This window comes from Anaerococcus obesiensis (genome assembly GCF_016599815.1).
Lineage (GTDB): Bacteria > Bacillota > Clostridia > Tissierellales > Peptoniphilaceae > Anaerococcus > Anaerococcus vaginalis.
Genome location: NZ_CP067016.1, coordinates 1273241 through 1291492, shown reverse-complemented (window position 1 = coordinate 1291492; position 18252 = coordinate 1273241). Strand labels below are relative to the sequence as shown.

The 18252-nt window shown below is 28.2% G+C and carries 30 protein-coding genes and 2 pseudogenes; all 32 read right to left on the bottom strand.

Going from position 1 to position 18252, the window contains the following annotated elements:
* Positions 1-2 precede the first annotated feature (2 nt).
* The 32 genes and pseudogenes from I6H46_RS09930 to I6H46_RS06330 all read right to left on the bottom strand — a co-directional run bounded on the left by I6H46_RS09930 (position 3) and on the right by I6H46_RS06330 (position 18248).
* Positions 3-140, bottom strand: a complete 138-nt coding sequence (locus I6H46_RS09930) for a hypothetical protein (RefSeq protein WP_234287302.1) — start codon at positions 138-140, stop codon at positions 3-5.
* Positions 133-876 carry an energy-coupling factor transporter transmembrane component T gene (locus I6H46_RS06470; protein WP_200225681.1) on the bottom strand — a complete coding sequence of 248 codons (744 nt, stop codon included), beginning with the start codon at positions 874-876 and terminating at the stop codon, positions 133-135. The genes I6H46_RS09930 and I6H46_RS06470 overlap by 8 nt, the downstream gene beginning before the upstream one ends.
* Positions 876-1541: an MptD family putative ECF transporter S component gene (locus I6H46_RS06465; protein WP_234287301.1), complete on the bottom strand. Its 666-nt coding sequence runs from the start codon at positions 1539-1541 to the stop codon at positions 876-878. Before I6H46_RS06465 ends, I6H46_RS06470 begins: the two co-directional genes overlap by 1 nt.
* A pseudogene (locus tag I6H46_RS06460) lies at positions 1538-3266 on the bottom strand (ABC transporter ATP-binding protein). The gene I6H46_RS06465 and the pseudogene I6H46_RS06460 overlap by 4 nt, the downstream one beginning before the upstream one ends.
* Positions 3260-4234, bottom strand: a complete 975-nt coding sequence (locus I6H46_RS10680) for an ABC transporter ATP-binding protein (protein ID WP_456151198.1) — start codon at positions 4232-4234, stop codon at positions 3260-3262. Before I6H46_RS10680 ends, I6H46_RS06460 begins: the two are co-directional and overlap by 7 nt.
* A 49-nt stretch (positions 4235-4283) precedes the next feature.
* A complete protein-coding gene (locus tag I6H46_RS10675) occupies positions 4284-4964 on the bottom strand; it encodes an ABC transporter transmembrane domain-containing protein (protein WP_456151197.1) in 681 nt (226 codons plus the stop codon).
* 105 nt (positions 4965-5069) lie between these two features.
* A complete protein-coding gene (locus I6H46_RS09925; protein WP_234287300.1) occupies positions 5070-5291 on the bottom strand; it encodes a hypothetical protein in 222 nt (73 codons plus the stop codon).
* Positions 5292-5296: 5 nt separating this feature from the next.
* Positions 5297-5692: a TetR/AcrR family transcriptional regulator gene (locus tag I6H46_RS09920; RefSeq protein ID WP_234287299.1), complete on the bottom strand. Its 396-nt coding sequence runs from the start codon at positions 5690-5692 to the stop codon at positions 5297-5299.
* A gap of 595 nt (positions 5693-6287) precedes the next feature.
* Positions 6288-6497: a hypothetical protein gene (locus I6H46_RS06445; protein WP_200225679.1), complete on the bottom strand. Its 210-nt coding sequence runs from the start codon at positions 6495-6497 to the stop codon at positions 6288-6290.
* Positions 6498-6501: 4 nt separating this feature from the next.
* Positions 6502-6924 (bottom strand): methyltransferase domain-containing protein, encoded by a 423-nt coding sequence (locus I6H46_RS09915; protein WP_325100621.1) that lies wholly within the window; start codon positions 6922-6924, stop codon positions 6502-6504.
* Between the two features lie 64 nt (positions 6925-6988).
* On the bottom strand, positions 6989-7618 hold the full coding sequence (locus tag I6H46_RS06435) for a hypothetical protein (RefSeq protein ID WP_200225677.1): 630 nt from the start codon (positions 7616-7618) through the stop codon (positions 6989-6991).
* Positions 7619-7662: 44 nt separating this feature from the next.
* Complete coding sequence (locus tag I6H46_RS06430) at positions 7663-7860, bottom strand: hypothetical protein (RefSeq protein ID WP_200225675.1); 198 nt, start codon at positions 7858-7860, stop codon at positions 7663-7665.
* Between the two features lie 301 nt (positions 7861-8161).
* A complete protein-coding gene (locus I6H46_RS06425; RefSeq protein ID WP_200225674.1) occupies positions 8162-8383 on the bottom strand; it encodes a hypothetical protein in 222 nt (73 codons plus the stop codon).
* 95 nt (positions 8384-8478) lie between these two features.
* Positions 8479-8607, bottom strand: coding sequence for a hypothetical protein (locus I6H46_RS10310; RefSeq protein WP_267907436.1), 129 nt, complete (start codon positions 8605-8607; stop codon positions 8479-8481).
* Positions 8608-8618: 11 nt separating this feature from the next.
* Positions 8619-9332 (bottom strand): thioesterase domain-containing protein, encoded by a 714-nt coding sequence (locus tag I6H46_RS06420; RefSeq protein ID WP_234287297.1) that lies wholly within the window; start codon positions 9330-9332, stop codon positions 8619-8621.
* Positions 9333-9358: 26 nt separating this feature from the next.
* A complete protein-coding gene (locus tag I6H46_RS06415; RefSeq protein WP_200225670.1) occupies positions 9359-9676 on the bottom strand; it encodes a hypothetical protein in 318 nt (105 codons plus the stop codon).
* Positions 9677-9684: 8 nt separating this feature from the next.
* Positions 9685-9996: a hypothetical protein gene (locus I6H46_RS06410; protein WP_200225669.1), complete on the bottom strand. Its 312-nt coding sequence runs from the start codon at positions 9994-9996 to the stop codon at positions 9685-9687.
* 47 nt (positions 9997-10043) lie between these two features.
* On the bottom strand, positions 10044-10445 hold the full coding sequence (locus tag I6H46_RS06405) for a methyltransferase domain-containing protein (protein ID WP_234287296.1): 402 nt from the start codon (positions 10443-10445) through the stop codon (positions 10044-10046).
* Between the two features lie 91 nt (positions 10446-10536).
* The gene (locus I6H46_RS06400; protein WP_200225668.1) at positions 10537-10737 is read right to left on the bottom strand and encodes a hypothetical protein; all 201 of its coding nucleotides are present in this window, start codon (positions 10735-10737) and stop codon (positions 10537-10539) included.
* 211 nt (positions 10738-10948) lie between these two features.
* Positions 10949-12165: pseudogene (locus tag I6H46_RS06395) on the bottom strand (AMP-binding protein).
* Positions 12166-12580: 415 nt separating this feature from the next.
* Positions 12581-12730: a hypothetical protein gene (locus I6H46_RS06385; RefSeq protein WP_200225666.1), complete on the bottom strand. Its 150-nt coding sequence runs from the start codon at positions 12728-12730 to the stop codon at positions 12581-12583.
* A 266-nt stretch (positions 12731-12996) separates the two neighbouring features.
* Positions 12997-13413, bottom strand: a complete 417-nt coding sequence (locus I6H46_RS06380) for a condensation domain-containing protein (protein WP_200225665.1) — start codon at positions 13411-13413, stop codon at positions 12997-12999.
* A 247-nt stretch (positions 13414-13660) separates the two neighbouring features.
* Positions 13661-13966, bottom strand: coding sequence for a TubC N-terminal docking domain-related protein (locus tag I6H46_RS06375; protein ID WP_200225664.1), 306 nt, complete (start codon positions 13964-13966; stop codon positions 13661-13663).
* Between the two features lie 44 nt (positions 13967-14010).
* Positions 14011-14547 (bottom strand): hypothetical protein, encoded by a 537-nt coding sequence (locus I6H46_RS06370; protein ID WP_200225663.1) that lies wholly within the window; start codon positions 14545-14547, stop codon positions 14011-14013.
* Positions 14548-14609: 62 nt separating this feature from the next.
* On the bottom strand, positions 14610-15020 hold the full coding sequence (locus I6H46_RS06365) for a Gfo/Idh/MocA family oxidoreductase (RefSeq protein ID WP_200225662.1): 411 nt from the start codon (positions 15018-15020) through the stop codon (positions 14610-14612).
* A 12-nt stretch (positions 15021-15032) separates the two neighbouring features.
* The gene (locus tag I6H46_RS06360) at positions 15033-15260 is read right to left on the bottom strand and encodes a hypothetical protein (RefSeq protein ID WP_200225660.1); all 228 of its coding nucleotides are present in this window, start codon (positions 15258-15260) and stop codon (positions 15033-15035) included.
* Positions 15261-15299: 39 nt separating this feature from the next.
* Complete coding sequence (locus I6H46_RS06355) at positions 15300-15737, bottom strand: hypothetical protein (protein ID WP_200225658.1); 438 nt, start codon at positions 15735-15737, stop codon at positions 15300-15302.
* A gap of 86 nt (positions 15738-15823) precedes the next feature.
* Positions 15824-16102, bottom strand: coding sequence for an NAD-dependent epimerase/dehydratase family protein (locus tag I6H46_RS06350; protein ID WP_200225656.1), 279 nt, complete (start codon positions 16100-16102; stop codon positions 15824-15826).
* Positions 16103-16151: 49 nt separating this feature from the next.
* On the bottom strand, positions 16152-16316 hold the full coding sequence (locus tag I6H46_RS06345; protein ID WP_200225654.1) for an acyl carrier protein: 165 nt from the start codon (positions 16314-16316) through the stop codon (positions 16152-16154).
* A gap of 304 nt (positions 16317-16620) precedes the next feature.
* A complete protein-coding gene (locus I6H46_RS06340) occupies positions 16621-17178 on the bottom strand; it encodes a class I SAM-dependent methyltransferase (protein WP_200225651.1) in 558 nt (185 codons plus the stop codon).
* A 312-nt stretch (positions 17179-17490) separates the two neighbouring features.
* Entirely contained in the window at positions 17491-17901 is a 411-nt protein-coding gene (locus I6H46_RS06335; RefSeq protein ID WP_200225649.1) for a condensation domain-containing protein, read from the bottom strand.
* Complete coding sequence (locus tag I6H46_RS06330) at positions 17880-18248, bottom strand: condensation domain-containing protein (protein ID WP_200225647.1); 369 nt, start codon at positions 18246-18248, stop codon at positions 17880-17882. Before I6H46_RS06330 ends, I6H46_RS06335 begins: the two co-directional genes overlap by 22 nt.
* Positions 18249-18252: the final 4 nt, after the last annotated feature.

Below are 18252 nucleotides of genomic sequence, written 5' to 3'. Positions count from 1 at the left end.
ACTTATTGTAGTTTTTCCGCAACCGGACTCACCACAAATACAACTACTTCACCAGCATTGATATTTAAATTAATATTATAAATTCCAGCATTCTTATTCCCGCTATCATAAGTAAATGACACGTCTTTAAATTCAATCAATGCTATCCCCTCCTATAAAAAATAGTCCTGTAAAGGCAATTGAAAAGAGTAAAATGAGCAAATCATATATAGTAAACTTTACTTTTACTACAGTAGTTCTCTTTTTCAAAGCTCCCAATCCTCTACTTATTGCCGCCGCCGACAATTCATCACCTATTTTTGCAATAGAAACGATTAAAGGTATTGTTACATATTCCAAGTATAAGCTTGGATTTTTCCACGCCTTTTTATTTTTAAAACTAATTCCTCTCATTTTCATAGCAGTCTTAATAGAGTTGTGTTCTTCTTTCAAAGTTGGAATAAACCTGAATGCAACTGCTGTTGGAATAATAAATGCATTGGGAATTTTCCACTTTACCATGGCTGCTATAAACTCGCTCGTTTTTGTGGACATTACAACATAATATCCCAACATGAAAATTGGAAATAGTCTTAAAATTAAGGCATTCAACAATACTGAAATTGTATTTATGAGTGTAGGCAATGTGTACATATCTTTCGTAAAGTGTGCCATAATAGCCAAGGTAAATAGCCCTCCATAAATGAAAGCTATCTTAACTTGTTTATTAGATAATAATAATGCTATTGCCACAATGGCGGATATAAGGCTAACTAAAATATCCTTATATCCGACAGACATTATGGTTGTTATAAATATCATAAATAAAATTTTAGTACGAGGATCTAAGAAAAAGCCCTTTGGTTTATTCGGTTCGTATACCTCATACTCTTCCATTAAATGATACCCGCTCTCTCAAAGTGTTTCTTAAGCATTTTCCTCCCTAAATTTGCACCAATAAATGAGCCGATAAAAATAATTCCAAATGCAGCAATACCCATCCAAGAAGGCATATATTTTGCGAGTGCAAGTGCATATTGTTCTCCCATTTGTTGCTTAACACCTTCCATATAGGTATCTGCCATTACCCACATTGGCATTTGACAACCTATCATTCCACAAGAAAATAGCCAAAATCCAATAACATTCTTTTTAAAACTCTTAAAACCACCTGATTTCATAACCAGATCACTGATAATTCCAAATGGAATATATCCCACTAACGCTAACCATGTATAGCCCATAAAATACCAAAACACACCAATAATAATTGACATAATCGTAACCATGCCAAATTTTTCTATTTTGGTTAAAAACAACATAAATGGAATTCCTGTGACTATAGGAATGAGAAGATAGATAGCTGGGTATAAGATAGGAATTGCATTCATCATCCCTACTACAAAAAACAGAACTAAATAAATGGCTGTATAAATTCCTACATTGATTAGATCTTTAGCTGACAATCCTTTTTTCATTTTTTTAATCCTCCTTAAATTAAAATAATATAAATCTACATGAGCTATATTTGAATAATTCTCATATAAATCATTTTCACTCATGACAATTTCCAATTAACTGCCTTTTGTCGTGCCTCAACAAAATTTTTATAGATACCTTCTGCTTGAATTAGCTCTTCATGTGTGCCTTTTTGATTTATTTTTCCATTTGCTAAAACAAGTATTTGGTTTGCATTTTTTATTGTCTTTAGTCTGTGTGCTATCATTATTACTGTTTTATTTCTTGTGAGTTCCTCCATAGCAACCTGCAATTTATCCTCATTTTCAGGGTCTACATTTGCAGTAGCTTCATCGAAAATAATAATAGGTGCATTCTTTATCATTGCTCTTGCAATTGATATTCTTTGTCTTTCTCCACCAGATAAACTTGCACCTCCCTCTCCTATAACTGTTTCATATTGTTCAGGAAGCTTCATAATAAATTCATGACAACACGCTTTCTTTGCAGCTTCTATAACTTCCTCATGTGTAGCATCTGGCTTAGCAAACTTTATATTGTTCTCAATAGTGTCTTGAAATAAATAAACATTTTGAAAAACCATACTAATTTGTCTCATTAATGACTCCAATGAATATTCTTTAATATTATGTTTACCTATGCTGATTTCTCCTTTCTCTACATCCCAAAATCTAGCTATCAAATTACAAAGTGTTGTTTTTCCAGCTCCTGAAGGTCCAACTATAGCTGTCATTTGGTTTTGTGGTATCTTGACAGAAATATCATCAAGGATTTTTTGCCTGAATAAGAAAACTCTACATTATCAAAAGAAATATCGAAAGTAGTAGGCTTTATGTCTTTTCCATCAATATCCATCTGTGGAAATTTCTCTAACTTCTTTGTTTGCTCAATAGATCCACTAACAACTCTGAGAGAAGTTGTTGCACTTCCTGCCAATTTTATTTGAGAAAAAGCAAGAAAAGAAATTATAATCGTCATAACTGTATTTAAGAATGAGAGTTCTCCATTGATATAAAAGAAAATACCTGCACCTATTATCAAAATGCTAAACAAATCCAAAAGAATATTTTGCAAAATCGTATAAGGTGTAAACAGTTTTTCACAATCAAGATTTATTTTCTACTATTTTCAATAGCACCTCTGACTTTTTCATCTCCTTTCCCTGTTAAATTGAAGGATTTATAACAGACATTCCTCCAATTTGTTCTAAAATGGCATCAACTAATTTAGCAGATGCTTTTTGTCTTTTAGGAAGAACACTCCTTGATTTGCTTTCCATTTTTGAGAGAACAAATAAGTACAATAGGCATCCAATTGCAACAATAAAACCTATTCTCCACTCAAATGCTAAATCATTATTGTAAATATTATCGTGTTTATAAAACCTGATAATGTATTTACCATAACCATTGCTGCGGTATTTTCTACATCTTCTAAAACAGTTGTAGAAATTCCAACCACTTCACCAATATTGTTTTCATTGAAAAATCCCATAGGTATTTTTTTTAACATTTCACCTATTGCTACTCTTTTATTTGCCACCATGAAATAACTTGCATGGCATTGCTGTAATTGTGAAAATAATTTGTAACACTTCTTCCGATTATGCTAATAACAAGAAGTATTAATGCGATCCACGCGGGCATCATGCTCATGTCTTTTTGGACAATTGCTTTCACTATAAAATAAATAGCACTGATTTGAAGCATATGAAAAATCGCAAACAAAAAACTTACCCATATAGAGTGATATACATTTTTCTTTTCATCACCTGAGAAATCTAAAATCTTTTTTAAAGCACTTAACATTTCATCCCACCATCCTTTGTTCCTATATGAGCGTTCCACATATTTCGGTATAATTCACAACCTTTTAATAATTCATCATGCTTACCGTATGAAACAAGTTTTCCATTCTCAATTAAGAATATTTGTTCTGCATCTGTTATAGTTGATAATCTATGAGCAATAATAATCACCGTTTTATCTTTTATAAGCTTTGATAAAGCTTGCTTTATAATCACTTCATTTTCAGGATCTATATATGAAGTAGCTTCATCAAGTATTACAATAGGTGCATTTTTGAGCATTGCTCTTGCTATAGATATTCTTTGCCTTTCTCCACCAGAAACATGGCTACCACTACTTCCGACAACCGTATCGTAACCATGTTCCATTTTCATAATAAAATCATGACAACCCGATTTCTTAGCAATGTCTTCTACTTCTTTATCACTGGCACTTGGATTACCCATTCGGATATTTTCCCTAATACTTTCGTTGAACAAAAAATTATCCTGCGAAACAAAGGCTGTTAAACTATATAATTGCTTTAATGGAATTTCATTAAGATTGTATCCACCAATATTTATATTTCCTTCCGTAATATCCCAATATCCAGCTATTAATTTTGCTAAAGTTGACTTGCCACTTCCACTTGGTCCAACAAAAGCCACTGTTGTTCCTTCTTTTATGTTTAGGGATATTCCATGAAGAATTTCTTTTTCTTCTTCATATCCAAACTTTACATTTTGTAAATCAATATTATATTGCTGGATAGTTACTTCTCTATCAGAATGCTTTTGTTCTTTTCCTTCTAAAATTAAGTTAATAGAATTAGCAATAGTTCCTATCTTAGCAAGACCATCAACAAAATTGATTGTTTCAAGTAAAGGTCCTGCAATACCTAAAGATAGAATAATTACAGATATAAATACTTCTGCACTTAAACTGCCGCTAATGTAGAAATACCAACCAAATGGAAGCACTGTTATCATTGTAGTAGGAGATATATTTTAGATAAAGATACAGGTAACTGACAGCTCTTCATCCATTCATAAAAGTATCTTGCATTTGCAATGACTTTATCTTTGTACTTTGCGTACGATCTCTTGTCTTGATTAAATGTTTTATCACTTCTATTCCATTGACATACTCAATAATTGCAGAATTCATTTCTCGATTTACCTTTACAGATCCTTCATATTGAACAGCATAATTTTTCATTACGAGTCCCATAAAAAGCATTCCCACAGGAATGGATACTAATGATAAAAGAGCCATTCTCCAATCAAGAAATAATAAGTAAATAAATATACTCAAAGAACCTAAGAGATTCGATGTCATTTCAGGCAACAGGTGAGCGAGCGGTTTCTCCATACTTTCAACCTGATCCACTATAATCTGCTTAAAGTTTCCGCTTGGAACAGAGATTATTTCTCCTAATGGCATCTTTGGAAGTTTTTCAAGCATTCTTAAACGAACATCTTTCAGTACACTAAAAGTTGCTTTATGGGATACAGATAAAGCCATAGAGTATAAAAATGATTTTAAGATGTAGGATAACAATCCTATTCCTAACCATAAAGAATAAATTTTAAAATCCTCATTTCCCTTTAACAATTCAACTAAAATACGACTTGCTGCAATATATGGAACAATCCCTGCAATAACACCGATACTCGCTATAAATACAGATGTTTTAACTTTGAATGTTCCTTTTTGCAAGCTCCCACAATATAGCAGCAGGACTTTTTTGTTTCATAATCAACACCTCCAAATAAAATAACATTATTAGCTAACTTAGTTATCATTTATGCAAAAAACTAACCCTTAAAATCCTTGCAATTTTTTCCACCCTTCACGAAAAAATCTCGCAACAATTTCTGAGTTTTGTTTAACCTCTTCAATATTGTCAGAATGCATAATAATTTCACACAATGCATTAATATATGCATGATTAAGTAAGTGCATTGATTTTTCAGATATATTAATGTATTTATAATTATCTTTTAAAACTATTTTTGAGATTTTATTTCTATTTAAATCTTCCATTTTTACTAATTTTCAATGAAATTATCATATTTTGTTCCATACGCTTTATACACTAAAAGTTCAAATATATCTTTTTTTCTAAATATATATATTGCGGTTTCAATTGATCCATCAATATTAATTTCAGCTAAATCTTTAATGTGTTTCTCATCAATACTTCTAAATGATTCTTCTTCAAATTTTGTATATAAATCTAAAATCTCTTTAGCGAGTGGTTCAACTAATGCAACAAATAGAGCTTCCTTATCCTCAAAATGTCTATAAAAAGCCCCTGTAGTAACACCGGCATCTTTACATATCTTTCTTAAATTAGCTCGTTCATATCCATCATTTAAAAAATTAATTTTCCCACTTTTCAAAATGTTTTCGTGTGTAACATCAAATCCTTTCAGATTTTTCATGTTATTCACCTCTTCCTATATGCAGATAACTTTGTTATCTAAAATTTACTATATATTCCATTTTAAGTCAAGAGAATTTAGAAGAGACATGATTTTTATGAATTTACAACATCCATATTCATGAACGATTATTTTGTAAGAATAAATGTATGTCTTCGGCAACTTTTTCCCAATGTGGATCAAGCATACAATCATGACATAATTCATTATAAATCTTCAAAGTTGCACCATAATAATTCATACTATCAATCAGAGACTTTACAGGTATGCATCTATCATTTTTTGAGCCAATTATAAAAGTTGGTACAAATTTGCAAAAAAATTTAATAGAAGAATATGTTAATGTCAACAATCTTATATTTTAGCTTCTTCTTTCATTTTAGCTACATATTCTTCAGCTTTATCTACTCTTCCAGAAAAGAAAAGTTCTTCCTTCGTTTTTCCGTAATAATTAAAAGAAATTTTTATAGCATTCAATAACCTATTACTAATTGGATAAGGTGAAAGTAATACTATTGCATTTACATTATTAATATTTTATCATCTTGTAAATATTCATTTAAGATTAAATTGCCCATTGAATGAGAAACTATCGCTAATTTACTATTACTTTCTCTTTTATCTTTCTTATAATTTCTTCTAACATTAAAACAGAGTTCCTAACATTTCTCGCATTTTTAGACAGAACGTGGATATTAACACTATAGCCTTTCTTTATAAAATATTTAGTAAAATTTTCATCCCAACACCATTCAGCATGTGATGCTCCACATATAAAAACAATATTATATTTTTGTGTTACCATATTTTCACCTCACTTTATCTTTAATTATTAATAACTTTTGCCCAAATATATTCAATTTGAAATTTTCTCTAGGGAAAATACTAATATCAAAATCCCCACATCGATTAATAAGTTCTATCCAATCATTTAATTCTAAAAAAGTGCTATTTTTAATCTTTCGTATATCATCAGGTTCTTCCATCATAAATACTTGTGATACTAGCATCTCAATTGGATTACCTATTGGTTCTGTAATCAACATTACTCCATCTGGTCTTATCTTTTTTAAAAATGCCTTCATTACTTTCTCAAGATTACTAGAATTATTTAAAACCCCTGCTGCAACAATAATATCTACCTTATCTAAAGATTCTATCTCTTCTAAATTATCAATATTAAGCCTTAAATACTTAATTGCTGAATTATTTTTAAACTTCTCTTTTCCAATATCTAAAAAGAACTTCGAAATATCAGTATATAAATAATTTATTTTTGTATCAAACTATATTCATTTAATTTGTAATTATACTATCTGTTGACGCACCTATACCAGCGCCAACCTCAAGTATGGTTATTTTCCTAAGCTTGCTTTCAAAATGTCGGTTTACATAATCAGCGACCTGAATTCCGATTATTTCGTTTAAAAATCTGTATATTAAATTATTTTTATACAGAGCTGTAGCATATTTTATATCAGCTTCCGGGAATAATATAGCATTACAATCAATTTCCCCATAAAACAACTCTTTCAAATTTTTTATATTTTCTCTGATATAATCTATCGAAGAGGGATCACCTAATTTCCAATCCCATAATTCACGCAACTCACAAAAAAGTTGTTCTGTATTGATTTGTAAATTCTTAGTCAAATAAAAACTTCCTTCATTATTTTCTATAAATCCATGCAAAACAAGCATTTTTAACCATCTCTTTACTATCTTACTATTTTTGCTATGGAAGCAGTTTTTAATGATCTTTTCCTCAGAATATTTTATATTTTGATCGTTAAAAGCACCGTTGTCTTTAAAAAATTTAAATATTTCTCCTAATATATAAGTATCCAACGTTTCTTTATACTTTAATAAATATTCTTTCGAGATATATGAATAATTCCTCTCTATATTAGCAATTTCTTTACTCATATTTATTGTAACTGAATTATTATAATTAAATCCATCTCCTTGTTTCAAAGTTTGAAACCAATTATTTTTCTTTTATATTCTCCTATTCCTGTCATTTTATCACATGATAATACTTTATTTATATCTTGAATAAAAGATAAATCGTTTAATGCTTCTTGAATATGAGAGCGATAATTAATTTCATTTATATCTATGCCCTCCTCAATAACTGTACTTAAATTCAACTTATAATTGTTCTTCAATGTTTGATTAAAACCGCTAATATTTCCTGCTGTTTTTTTATTATATTATAACCATATAATATATTTTTCTGAATAAAGTTAATTGTTATGCAACAATTTTTTGTGAAAATTTTTAACTCATCATTGTACGCAGTAAATTGATATTCTTCATTAAGATTAGGTCTATATATTCTTATGCAAAACGGAACACTTGCAATATATCCTGAAAATGATTTTATCATTGAATTACCATGATTATTTGTTATATTTACTTTTTGATTTGTCTTCAATCCTTCTTTCAGTATTTTAAAAATATAATATATCAAAAACTTTGAAAATAACCCATCAATATATAAAATATTGTTCTTACTAAATTCTTCATATATCGTATTTGTACACTGTTTAAAAAAATATCATTTTCACTTGGTATTTCTGGAATATAATAAACTTTTTTATTATTTGCAATTTTTACACAATCTTTTATTTGATCTACATCCAATGGCATCTGATCAACTATAGAAATTCCGGCTTCTAACAATTCCATTCTTAAATAGGGATTGTTAGAAGCTATCAAGGATTTTTGAGGAATATACGCCCATTTAATATCTGATGGTAACTGCGAAACAAATTTGTATAGTTTTAGATTTTTAAAATAAGCATTTTCTCAGCTAACTCATCTTCAGAATCTAATATACATAATTTAGTTTTTGCTTGCAAATAATGTAAATTTTCTGGATTACCACATATCAAAACATTTGACACCTTCATTTACATCTCCTTTAGACGTTTATTTTTATTAACATCGCCAATTGTTTAGCATTATTTTTATTTTGTACACAACTGTAGTGATTTCCATCAATATAGAATTTGTTTATATCGCCTATAATTGAATCTTTCCATTTATCAACTAAATGCTCAATATATTTATATGCTCCTTTGTTATCTTTAGCAATATAATAATCAAGATCCCCAAAGAAAAGATCGGGATTATATTTTTGAGCTTCTACTGAATGTCTAAATATTTTATATAGTTCAAACAAAGAGTACATAGATAACGCCTGTTTCTGCTTTTTATTAATAAGACTATGATACTTAATAAATCTATCACTCTGTATCATATTGTTTAATTCTATAATAAGATTTTTATCTTCTTCATTATTTAAATGATCTAAAATATTTGATATCGTTAGTATGTTTTTATTAGTATCAATTGAAGTATAAATATCATCAAATATATCAATTTGTCTAATTCCTAAATCTTCTAAGTTTATACCAAACGCATATATGAATATTAATTCAAGTGGTAATTCATCAAAACTATTCTCTGGAATTGTTCCGCCTTCAATTATAGATAAATTAACAACATTGATTCCCATTTCTAAAAGTCTTCTTGCCATTTCTATTGCTACGACTCCACTAAAACTATATCCTATTAGCTGCACTTCTTTGACATCAAATCCAACTATCTTTTTACAATACATATCCGCTAACATAGGCACCAGGTTTTTCTTATCAAGTTCTAAATATTTTTTATATTTGAAACTCCCAATATCAAAACATCTCCTGCATTTTGTTGGCATAATTCTGTAGCTAAATACTTGAAATTTTCCCAACTTCCAAAAGCGCCGTGTACAAGTACCCTTAACCTTGAGGTCTCCAAATTGTTTGAACCTTTAAAAATTTTTGTATATACCATTTCTTCATCACTATAATCTTTTTCTACGTCCTTGTCATCACTTTTTTCCAGAAACGCAGAAATTTCAGATACAAAAGGAAAATTAATTATTTCTCTCAATAATTCTTCAAAAGAAATTTCCTTATTTAGCTTATTTTTCACTTCGGTTGCTATTTTGCAATAATAAGTGAATCTGCACCAAAGTCATAAAAATTTGATTCCAGTGTTAAATCTTCAGTTTCCAACAAATTTTTGCAAATTTTAAGAATTTTTTCTTCAGTTTCAGATGTCGCTTCATTGTTAGCTGTATAAACTTTTTCTTCATTATTCTCAGCATTAATTATATCAAAATTCTTTTCCTGATCAATTTTGCCATTACTATTCAACATTATAGATTCTACATAGTAAACTTTAGATGGAATCATATAATTTGGCAAATATCCCTTAATACTCTCGTTTATTTTTTCCCTATCTATTTCCATAAACTTCGTTTTAAACTTTTTAATAAAAAGAGTTGCCCCAAAAATCCCTAACGATTTATTCTCATATGGAAATTTATAAACTTTATTGCTATCATCAACCTTAAGCAATATATTTTCCCATGTTTTGTGTCTATAAATACAGTTTCTTCTCTTATGCTATCAGTTGCTTCTTCCATCATTAATGCTTGCGATACCAATAGCCAAGGTTCGTTTTTTATAGCTTCTGAGAATAACAAATATCCTTTAGGTGCCATCAATGTCTTAATGTAAGACATGCTTTTAGCAATATCTTTAACATTTTCCAATACATATGCTCCTATAATAATATCAAAATAATTTGGTTGTAGGCCATTTTTAATTGGATCTTCATTTATATCTAGTTGGTAAACTAATATATTCTTATTATTTTTAAAATTCTCTTTAGCCTGTGGTAAAAAATATTTTTGCAAATCTGTAAAATGATATTCATAGTCATGACCATCAAGTATTTTTAATAGTTTTTTGTTGTTGCACCAGTACCTGCACCAATTTCTAAAACTCTTATCTTTTCTTTTTATTGTACTTTAAATAATTTTCTAAAAACTGGCAATAATAGTCATTAATCAAGGCTGAAAATATACTTTTTTCATAAAGAGATTCTGTATATTTCTTTGAGCCATTAGGATAAAGAATTCCTCTTGGATCAATCTTGTTTGTTAAAATGTTTTTTAAATTATCTATATTTTCCTTAATATAATACATTATATTAATATCTCCGAATGCATTATCCCACATTAAAATACAATTATTCCATAACTTATCTAATAATTCTTTCTTTATTATTTTAGGAATTACAATTGATTCTCCCTTTGAATAAATAACATTATTTATTTTAAGCTGAGTTATCCACTTATTTATAATTTTATGATATTTTAAATCTATATCAGTTGAATTTTTTCATAATTATATAAATTTAAACCAATATTTTTAATACCCCTAAATCTATCAAAGTATTTAACATCGAATTAAGGCAAACTATATCCCTTTGTTTGCAAATATATTGATAACAATCATAGTCTATATTTCTCTGAATATTTTCTTCTATTGCCTCAAACCCATCAAAATATTTATCGTATTGTTCGTCAACCTCACTAATATCAACCCCTATTTTGGCAATAACTTCAATCGGTTTATCCTCCTTATTATAGTTGACTCTAACAATTAAATCATCAATTCCTTCCTGTTTCATTAAGGTGTTTTTTATCTCTCCAAGTTCTATTCTATTGCCTCTTATTTTTACCTGAGTATCTTCCGTACCTAAAAATTCTATTTCTCCACTTGATAAATAGCGACCCAAATCTCCAGTAGAATAAAGTCTGACCTGCTTTAGAGGATGAATAAAGAACTTTTCTTCTGTTAACTTTTTATCTCCTAAATACCCTTCCGCCAAGCCTCTACCAGCTATATATAAATTACCTTCGCAATAAACTGGACAATCTTCAAAATTTTTATCTAATACATAAATTTGTTGATTAGTGAGCGGTTTCCCATACGGAATGCTTTTCCATCCCTTTTTAATACCTTTATATTCATGATAGTTAGACCATATAGAGGCTTCTGTAGCACCTCCCAATACTATTATTTTAGATTCTACAAAAGTTTTTTGCACCGCATTAGGCATATTTAAAGGAATCCAATCTCTTGACAGCAATATTAGTTTAATAAAATTTTGTTTTTTTGATAAATTTTCTAAATAATTTAAATATAGTTTCATTAATTCTGGTACCATATTTAATATAGACACAGAATTTCTTCAATCAATTTATCCCAATGAGCAGGATTTAAATACTCACTTTCATCAGGATATACAATAGTTCCTCCAACTGATAACATTCCAAAAATATCATAAACAGATAAGTCGAAATCTAATTTTGATATTCTTAATAAGCAATCTCTCTCAGATATTTCGAATTTTTGATTTATATCATATATAGTATTAAATACTGCGCCATGATTTATTACAGCACCTTTTGGATTTTCAGTAGTCTCTGACGTAAACATGATATAAGCTGCATCATTCGAATCAACATGTTCTATATTAAACATATTTATCAAATCCAACCTATAATTTACATCATCAATGTTCACAAAATTTCTTTGTCTGCTATAATAACAACTGCCATTTGTCAAAATAACTTTACAATTACATTGTTTTAAAATATTCTCTAATCTTTTTCTTCTATATTAAAATCTACTGGAACATATATAGCTCCTACCATAAGTATTCCAAGAATAGTATAAACTTGACTTTTATTATGTGGTAGTTTTACAATTATATGCTCACCTTTTTTACATTTTTTCTTTCAATGCTAAAGCTATAGATACAGACTTATTATATAATTCTTTATAAGAAATTGAACCTCTAGAGTCTATAACAGCCGCCTTATCTGGATAAGATTTTACTTTTTCTATAAAATCTTCTAATAATGTCTTATTATTAATTTTTTATTTGTAGCATTAACTTTTTCTCTAATTTCACGTTGCCACTTAGGTAGATCAATTTCAAGACGTTTCTCCCAAAATTCTTTATTGTTCGATAAATTTATTAAAATCTTTTAAACTCACTAAACATATCCTCCAACATATCATCTTCAAATATTCCTTCACGAACATCCCAATTAATCTGTAAACCTAATTCAGTATCCATAGCTTGACAATCAATAAATACTTGCGGTGTTTGAGATATTCCATACACATATCTTCCTATCAACCTCTTTTTAATTAAACCTATTGCACTTGTAAATACATATGGTGCTAAAAATTCTTTGGAGTTATGCAGTTTAGCAATATCTCTTAATATATTAACTCCAGGATATGCACTATTATCTATTGAGCTGAATAATTCTTTATTAACTTCTCTTGCTAACTCTGAAAAAGATTCTTTTATGTTTTTATCGAAATTACCGATGTATTTGTAAAATCGCCTACTAAATATTCTATATTTTCCCCTAAATTTTCTTGTTAAATAAAGTTAAATTTATAAGAAATTCTTTTCTGTACTCCATTTTTTAGTACTTCACTATATACAGTCAATACTGATGCTGTCGGTGTTAAAGCATGGTTTTGAGCTAAAATTTTAAATTTATCCCACATATCCTTATCTAATGTGAAAGACAATCTTTTAAACTTGCAAACGTCCGTTTCTTTTAGCGTTTTTAAAGGTATTACTGGAGATGTCTTTAATTTTCTAGTCTTTTGACTCCAATATGCTTTCGCCTTCTTGTATTCCGAGTTTTCTTTTGTCTTTTCTTCACTTATTATATAATTCCTAAATGATATCTTAGATTGTCTATCATTCTCTATTCCTTTAAAATACTTCATCTCAAACTCTAATAAAAGTTGCCATATACTTGACCAATCACATATCATAAAATCCATCGAAAAGTGTAAAATTGATTTTCTCCATAATTTGATACTCCAATATCAAACATTGGCCATTTTCTAATTGATAAACTTTATCCTCTAACTGTTCTCTAATAGATATCCTATCTCCAGTAACAACCTCATATTCTGGAACTTTTTGTAGTATTTTTGATATCCTTCTTTAAATATAACTGCCCTCAGCATTTCATGTTTATTTATCAAGTAATTCCATGTATCTTGTACTTTTGAAACGTCTAAATTATCATATAAAATTCTTGATAAATGTGACAAGATACATTTCCATATGAATGTAAGTCATCTCTTCCATAAAGATATGATGTCTGAACTGGAGATAATGGAAATGGTGCGTAATCATCTTTAACATCATATTTATTCTCAAGTTTTTAATGTATTCTTTAAGTCCCTCTTTATTTAATTTTAATTCCATTAAAATATCTTCATCTAACTGACCATTTATGGATTTATATTTTAACTTTTCACCATCAACATACAACTCAATACCTTGCTTAGAATATTTTTCAATTATTTCTTTATAACCGTTCTCCATTATTTACCTCCTTATTAAATTATTCATCAAAAATTTTATATCACTCAGCAAAAGCAGCTTCTCTTTACTAGTCTCCATAAACTTTGCATATCCCGCTTTTTTCTGCAAAATTTCCCATTTTTAGATGTTGATAGTTCCCTGTTTACTCGACGAATATCAAGTTTGCCTGAATTCATATATTTCTTCATTTTAATCAATTCTGCTGTTATTGAATCAATCCAGTATGTTTGAAAAAATTTTGAAGTACTCGTTTCTTTTAAAGAATTCAAAACCTTGTAGATTGACTCTTTACCTATATTTAAATCGTCTTTAGCTCCTTTTAAATATGTTCTTGGACGCCAAGCAACATCTCCATAAGCATCATTTAGCGATAATACTCCATCTTCATAATAAAGTTTAAAACTATACATTAATTGCATATTATAATCAGGTGTTTTGGGATTTAATTGATTATTGAATTCTATTAAAATAGGCAATTTCCCTATATTTCCATATAATATATCAAATGGGCCTAATCCCTTTATTATATTATTATCCAACTCTAAATCACCTAAAATACCAGAAATAGCTAATAAATCCAAAGCTACATATGATAATTGTGTAGAAAAAGAAACGCTTATATATTCTAACTTAGAATATATATTTAATTTTTTGCATACACTGCAAAGCTCTGCATATTTGATAAATTTGAATATAGATTTGCAGTCAAATAAATAAGGTTTTTCTCTCTTGCTAGCTTATAACATTTATATAAATGTTCTTGATAAACAGGTTGCTCTTGAATTACGTTTATTCCTTTATTTAGTAAATCTATGCACAATTCTGTTCCATCCCCACCTGTTCCCTCACTTCTAACAATAACGCAAGCTAAATCTATATCTGATGGCAATTCTTCAACATTAAAATACAGTGGTACATTATATTTCTTTGAAAGTGTCTTTGACCTTTCACTGCCTCTTCCGATAATACCAACAATTTGAAAATCTGATTCGGCTCTCTTTAATGCTTTTAAATAAAATTCCCCAAAATTCGTGCCACAAACTATGGCTTTCAATCTTTTTTCATTTTATATTTCTCCTTCAAAGATATTATTCAATTTCAAATTTGTTCCTTTCATCAATTTGTAATAAAATGTTGTATCCATTTCCATCATCTTATCAAGTAAACTATTTAATAAAGGAAACTCACTCATATCTTTGATTTCAGTTTTATTACCATGTTCTAGAGCTAAAATAGAAACAGCTGCTACTGTTAGAGCCGTTAATCTAGTTGGTGAAATGCTTTTTAAAATCATATTAGCATCTATAGTATTTTATTTTTATTCCTGTTGCCTCTAAGATAAATCCTCCAAATTCTTTTTTTCAATATTATCCAAATTGGATAAATCCACTAATTTTTGTGCCATTACATTTATATTTTCAATGTTATCAGAACGAATATTCTTTAAAAAATTGCAAACATATCCGTTCTTTATGCACATATAAAATATGGCATTTTCCACACCTATTTGCCTACAAACTTTAAGAGTTCTTTTATCAATATACGGAAATGGCACCCATCTTTCGCTGCTTATTGGCAATGTTATTGTTTTATTTCCTGCCAAATAGGGTTCTATCTTTCCTGAATTTAAGATTGATCTTGCATAAAAACCATCTTCACTTAAATATCTCAAGTATTCTTTGGCTGCATTATAAGTAAATTCTCCATTAGAGGCGTAATACATTTGAAAACTAAGGGTTTTATCAAAAACTCTAGAAATAATAACTGGCAATGCTTCTATTAATCCTGGCGATGAACCAACTCCATGATATATTGTTCCTCCTTCAAAAACAGATTTCTCATAGAAATTATAATAACTTAAGTCAATGAGAATACATTTGTTTTATTAACTGTATCTATTAAATTAAATATTGATGAATCTGAATACCCTGAACAGTTTATAATACAGTCACATCCATCAACAAACTCAATACAAGTATTTATATCATCCAAATCTATAAATGCAAAAGTATTCTTACTCTTATAAACTTTTTCTTTTCTTCTATATCCCAACTTTATATCTTTGATTCCATAATCATTCAAAATTTTAGTACATTCTGAACCAATATCTCCAGTAGCTCCAATTATTCCTATCATATTTCACCTTCTACTACCTCCATACCTAACTGTTTTGAATTTATCGAATTTAACATTTTTCAAATTCAGGATTTGAAAAAATTTCATTTAATGTGAGTTTGCATTTTAATCTTCTTTCTATCTCAACTAGAAGCTTTGTTGCAGATAAGCTATTTCCTCCAAGCTTAAAATAATTAGAATTTCTATCTACATCATCTATATCCAAATTTTGCATCCATATTATTTTAAGATTTCTTCTAAATTTTCATTATAATTTTTAATTGTTCTTTTATTGTTGCTTTATCAGAGACATCCACATCAAAAGAGTCCAATGACAGCAAAACAATCTTCTTATCGAAATCTAACCCAATTTCATTTTCTAAGTTATTTGTCAACTCAAGATGATCTGTATAGTTTTCTGATTCGAGATAATAAGCAATATTATTTTCTATCGAAAACATAGTATTTTTAAAAAAATATTTTTGGCTATTTTCTTAATATAATCAACTTTATAAAAAACTGCGTACGTTTTTCAGTTTCTACATTAAGATTTTTTCTTGAAAAAATATGGCTGTAAGTATAGATATTGGATCCATTTTACCAAAATCAATTACATGAATTTTTCCGTTTCTTTTTAACATTAGTTTTGAGGTTTTGAAAAAAGATTCAACATCTTCAATTTGATGTAAAAAATTAACAGAAATAATGTGATCAAATCTACTTAAGTAATTATCTTTTAAAAATTTCTTATCATTGCAATCATTTAATAAAATTACATTGTTTAAATATTTAATTCTGCTGACTAAGTTATCTTTTATTGTGCAATCTACATCATTAACAATGCCTATTGTTAACCTTTTAATATCTTTACTTTCATTATTGATGTTTTTAATTAATTTATCTAATAAACTCTCAGTAAACTCACTTCTAATGCCTAGTTTTGCTGGGGATATTTCATTATCTAAAAGCAAAAGCTCTTTTTTATTATTATTCTCAAGTATATCTACAAATAAATTCTTTTTTAGTTGTAGTTTTCTATATAAAGAATCCTCTGCGATTTTTACTTCATTCATCTCATCTGCTTTAAAATCTTTCACATATTTCAACCAGTATTTAATTATATTTTCATTCTTGTTGTCTATTTTTATTTTTTAACATTAATTTCAGTTAATAAATCTAATAAAAATTTTTGGACAAAATACTTTCTCTTTTTTACTTCATTGTCTGTATTAATATTATCAATATAATTTATCTTAAATTCCGATTTATCTTCCTCTAATTCTGGTTCAACCAGGAGCGTTTTAACATTTTCTTGTGAGATTATTGTTTTATATTTACCACTATAAATTCTTTTTGATACTCAATATTAAACTTTTTCTTTTCATATTATTCCCTCCATAGTTGATTTATCAAAAATTAGAGCATATTTCATTTGAAACATCAATATACTTACCTACCATCCAAATAATATCCTCTTCATATAATAATTCATCTATATAATCAAAAGTAATCACAATACTATCATCAATCATTCTTATATGATGATCTAGATAAACTTGAGGTGTTTGACTTAATGAACATATTTCATGGAATCCATTTTTACAATTGTTATAACTCTCTCCAATCATACAGGTAACTACTATTGGAAACAATTTATTTATTCCATTCTCTTGCCTAGCTTTATTTATAACATTAATCCCATCAAAACATCTATATTCTAATAACTTAAATATTTGTTTTTGGGTTTTTTTGATGGACTCTAATATAGATTTATATTCATCTTTATAGCTAATTAATCCTATATTTGTAAATTCTCCCAACAATTCATCTGCATTTTAACTACTGGTAATTTCCCAAATAATGTTGTTGTTATTGTTAATTCGTCAGTCTCAATTAAGTCAGACAATACTTTCATATAAATAGTGATTAATATAGCAGACAACGTTACACCTCTTAGTTTTGAATAATGTATTAAATTGTCAGTTTGTTCTTTACTAAAACGATATTCTTTTCTTTTAAAATTGTATTCTTCTAAGTCATTAATCGGCATTTTCGTTCTTAAATTCGGTGCTTTTGGTAGTGTTTTTATCATTTTATTCCAATATTTTTCAGCCTCATCTAAAAGTCTCTTATTAAACGCAAGTTCCTTATATATTCTTAAATTCATTACA

Coding starts and splice junctions, on each gene's coding strand:
- I6H46_RS06360 (WP_200225660.1), bottom strand. CDS start 15,260: ATGATTTTAAAAAGCATTTCACCAACTAGATTAACGGCTCTAACAGTA.
- I6H46_RS06375 (WP_200225664.1), bottom strand. CDS start 13,966: ATGGAGAACGGTTATAAAGAAATAATTGAAAAATATTCTAAGCAAGGT.
- I6H46_RS06420 (WP_234287297.1), bottom strand. CDS start 9,332: ATGTTAGCGGATATGTATTGTAAAAAGATAGTTGGATTTGATGTCAAA.
- I6H46_RS09920 (WP_234287299.1), bottom strand. CDS start 5,692: ATGAAAAATCTGAAAGGATTTGATGTTACACACGAAAACATTTTGAAA.
- I6H46_RS06410 (WP_200225669.1), bottom strand. CDS start 9,996: ATGGAAATAGATAGGGAAAAAATAAACGAGAGTATTAAGGGATATTTG.
- I6H46_RS06380 (WP_200225665.1), bottom strand. CDS start 13,413: ATGGATTTTATGATATGTGATTGGTCAAGTATATGGCAACTTTTATTA.
- I6H46_RS06435 (WP_200225677.1), bottom strand. CDS start 7,618: ATGAGTAAAGAAATTGCTAATATAGAGAGGAATTATTCATATATCTCG.
- I6H46_RS06465 (WP_234287301.1), bottom strand. CDS start 1,541: ATGAGTGAAAATGATTTATATGAGAATTATTCAAATATAGCTCATGTA.
- I6H46_RS10310 (WP_267907436.1), bottom strand. CDS start 8,607: ATGAAGGTGTCAAATGTTTTGATATGTGGTAATCCAGAAAATTTACAT.
- I6H46_RS06345 (WP_200225654.1), bottom strand. CDS start 16,316: ATGCAAAATTTGGATATAGATGATGTAGATAGAAATTCTAATTATTTT.
- I6H46_RS06350 (WP_200225656.1), bottom strand. CDS start 16,102: ATGATAGGAATAATTGGAGCTACTGGAGATATTGGTTCAGAATGTACT.
- I6H46_RS10680 (WP_456151198.1), bottom strand. CDS start 4,234: ATGATAACAGTGCTTCCATTTGGTTGGTATTTCTACATTAGCGGCAGT.
- I6H46_RS06330 (WP_200225647.1), bottom strand. CDS start 18,248: ATGAATTTAAGAATATATAAGGAACTTGCGTTTAATAAGAGACTTTTA.
- I6H46_RS06445 (WP_200225679.1), bottom strand. CDS start 6,497: ATGGTAACACAAAAATATAATATTGTTTTTATATGTGGAGCATCACAT.
- I6H46_RS06400 (WP_200225668.1), bottom strand. CDS start 10,737: ATGTATTATATTAAGGAAAATATAGATAATTTAAAAAACATTTTAACA.
- I6H46_RS06470 (WP_200225681.1), bottom strand. CDS start 876: ATGGAAGAGTATGAGGTATACGAACCGAATAAACCAAAGGGCTTTTTC.
- I6H46_RS09925 (WP_234287300.1), bottom strand. CDS start 5,291: ATGGAAGATTTAAATAGAAATAAAATCTCAAAAATAGTTTTAAAAGAT.
- I6H46_RS06425 (WP_200225674.1), bottom strand. CDS start 8,383: ATGGAATTGTTAGAAGCCGGAATTTCTATAGTTGATCAGATGCCATTG.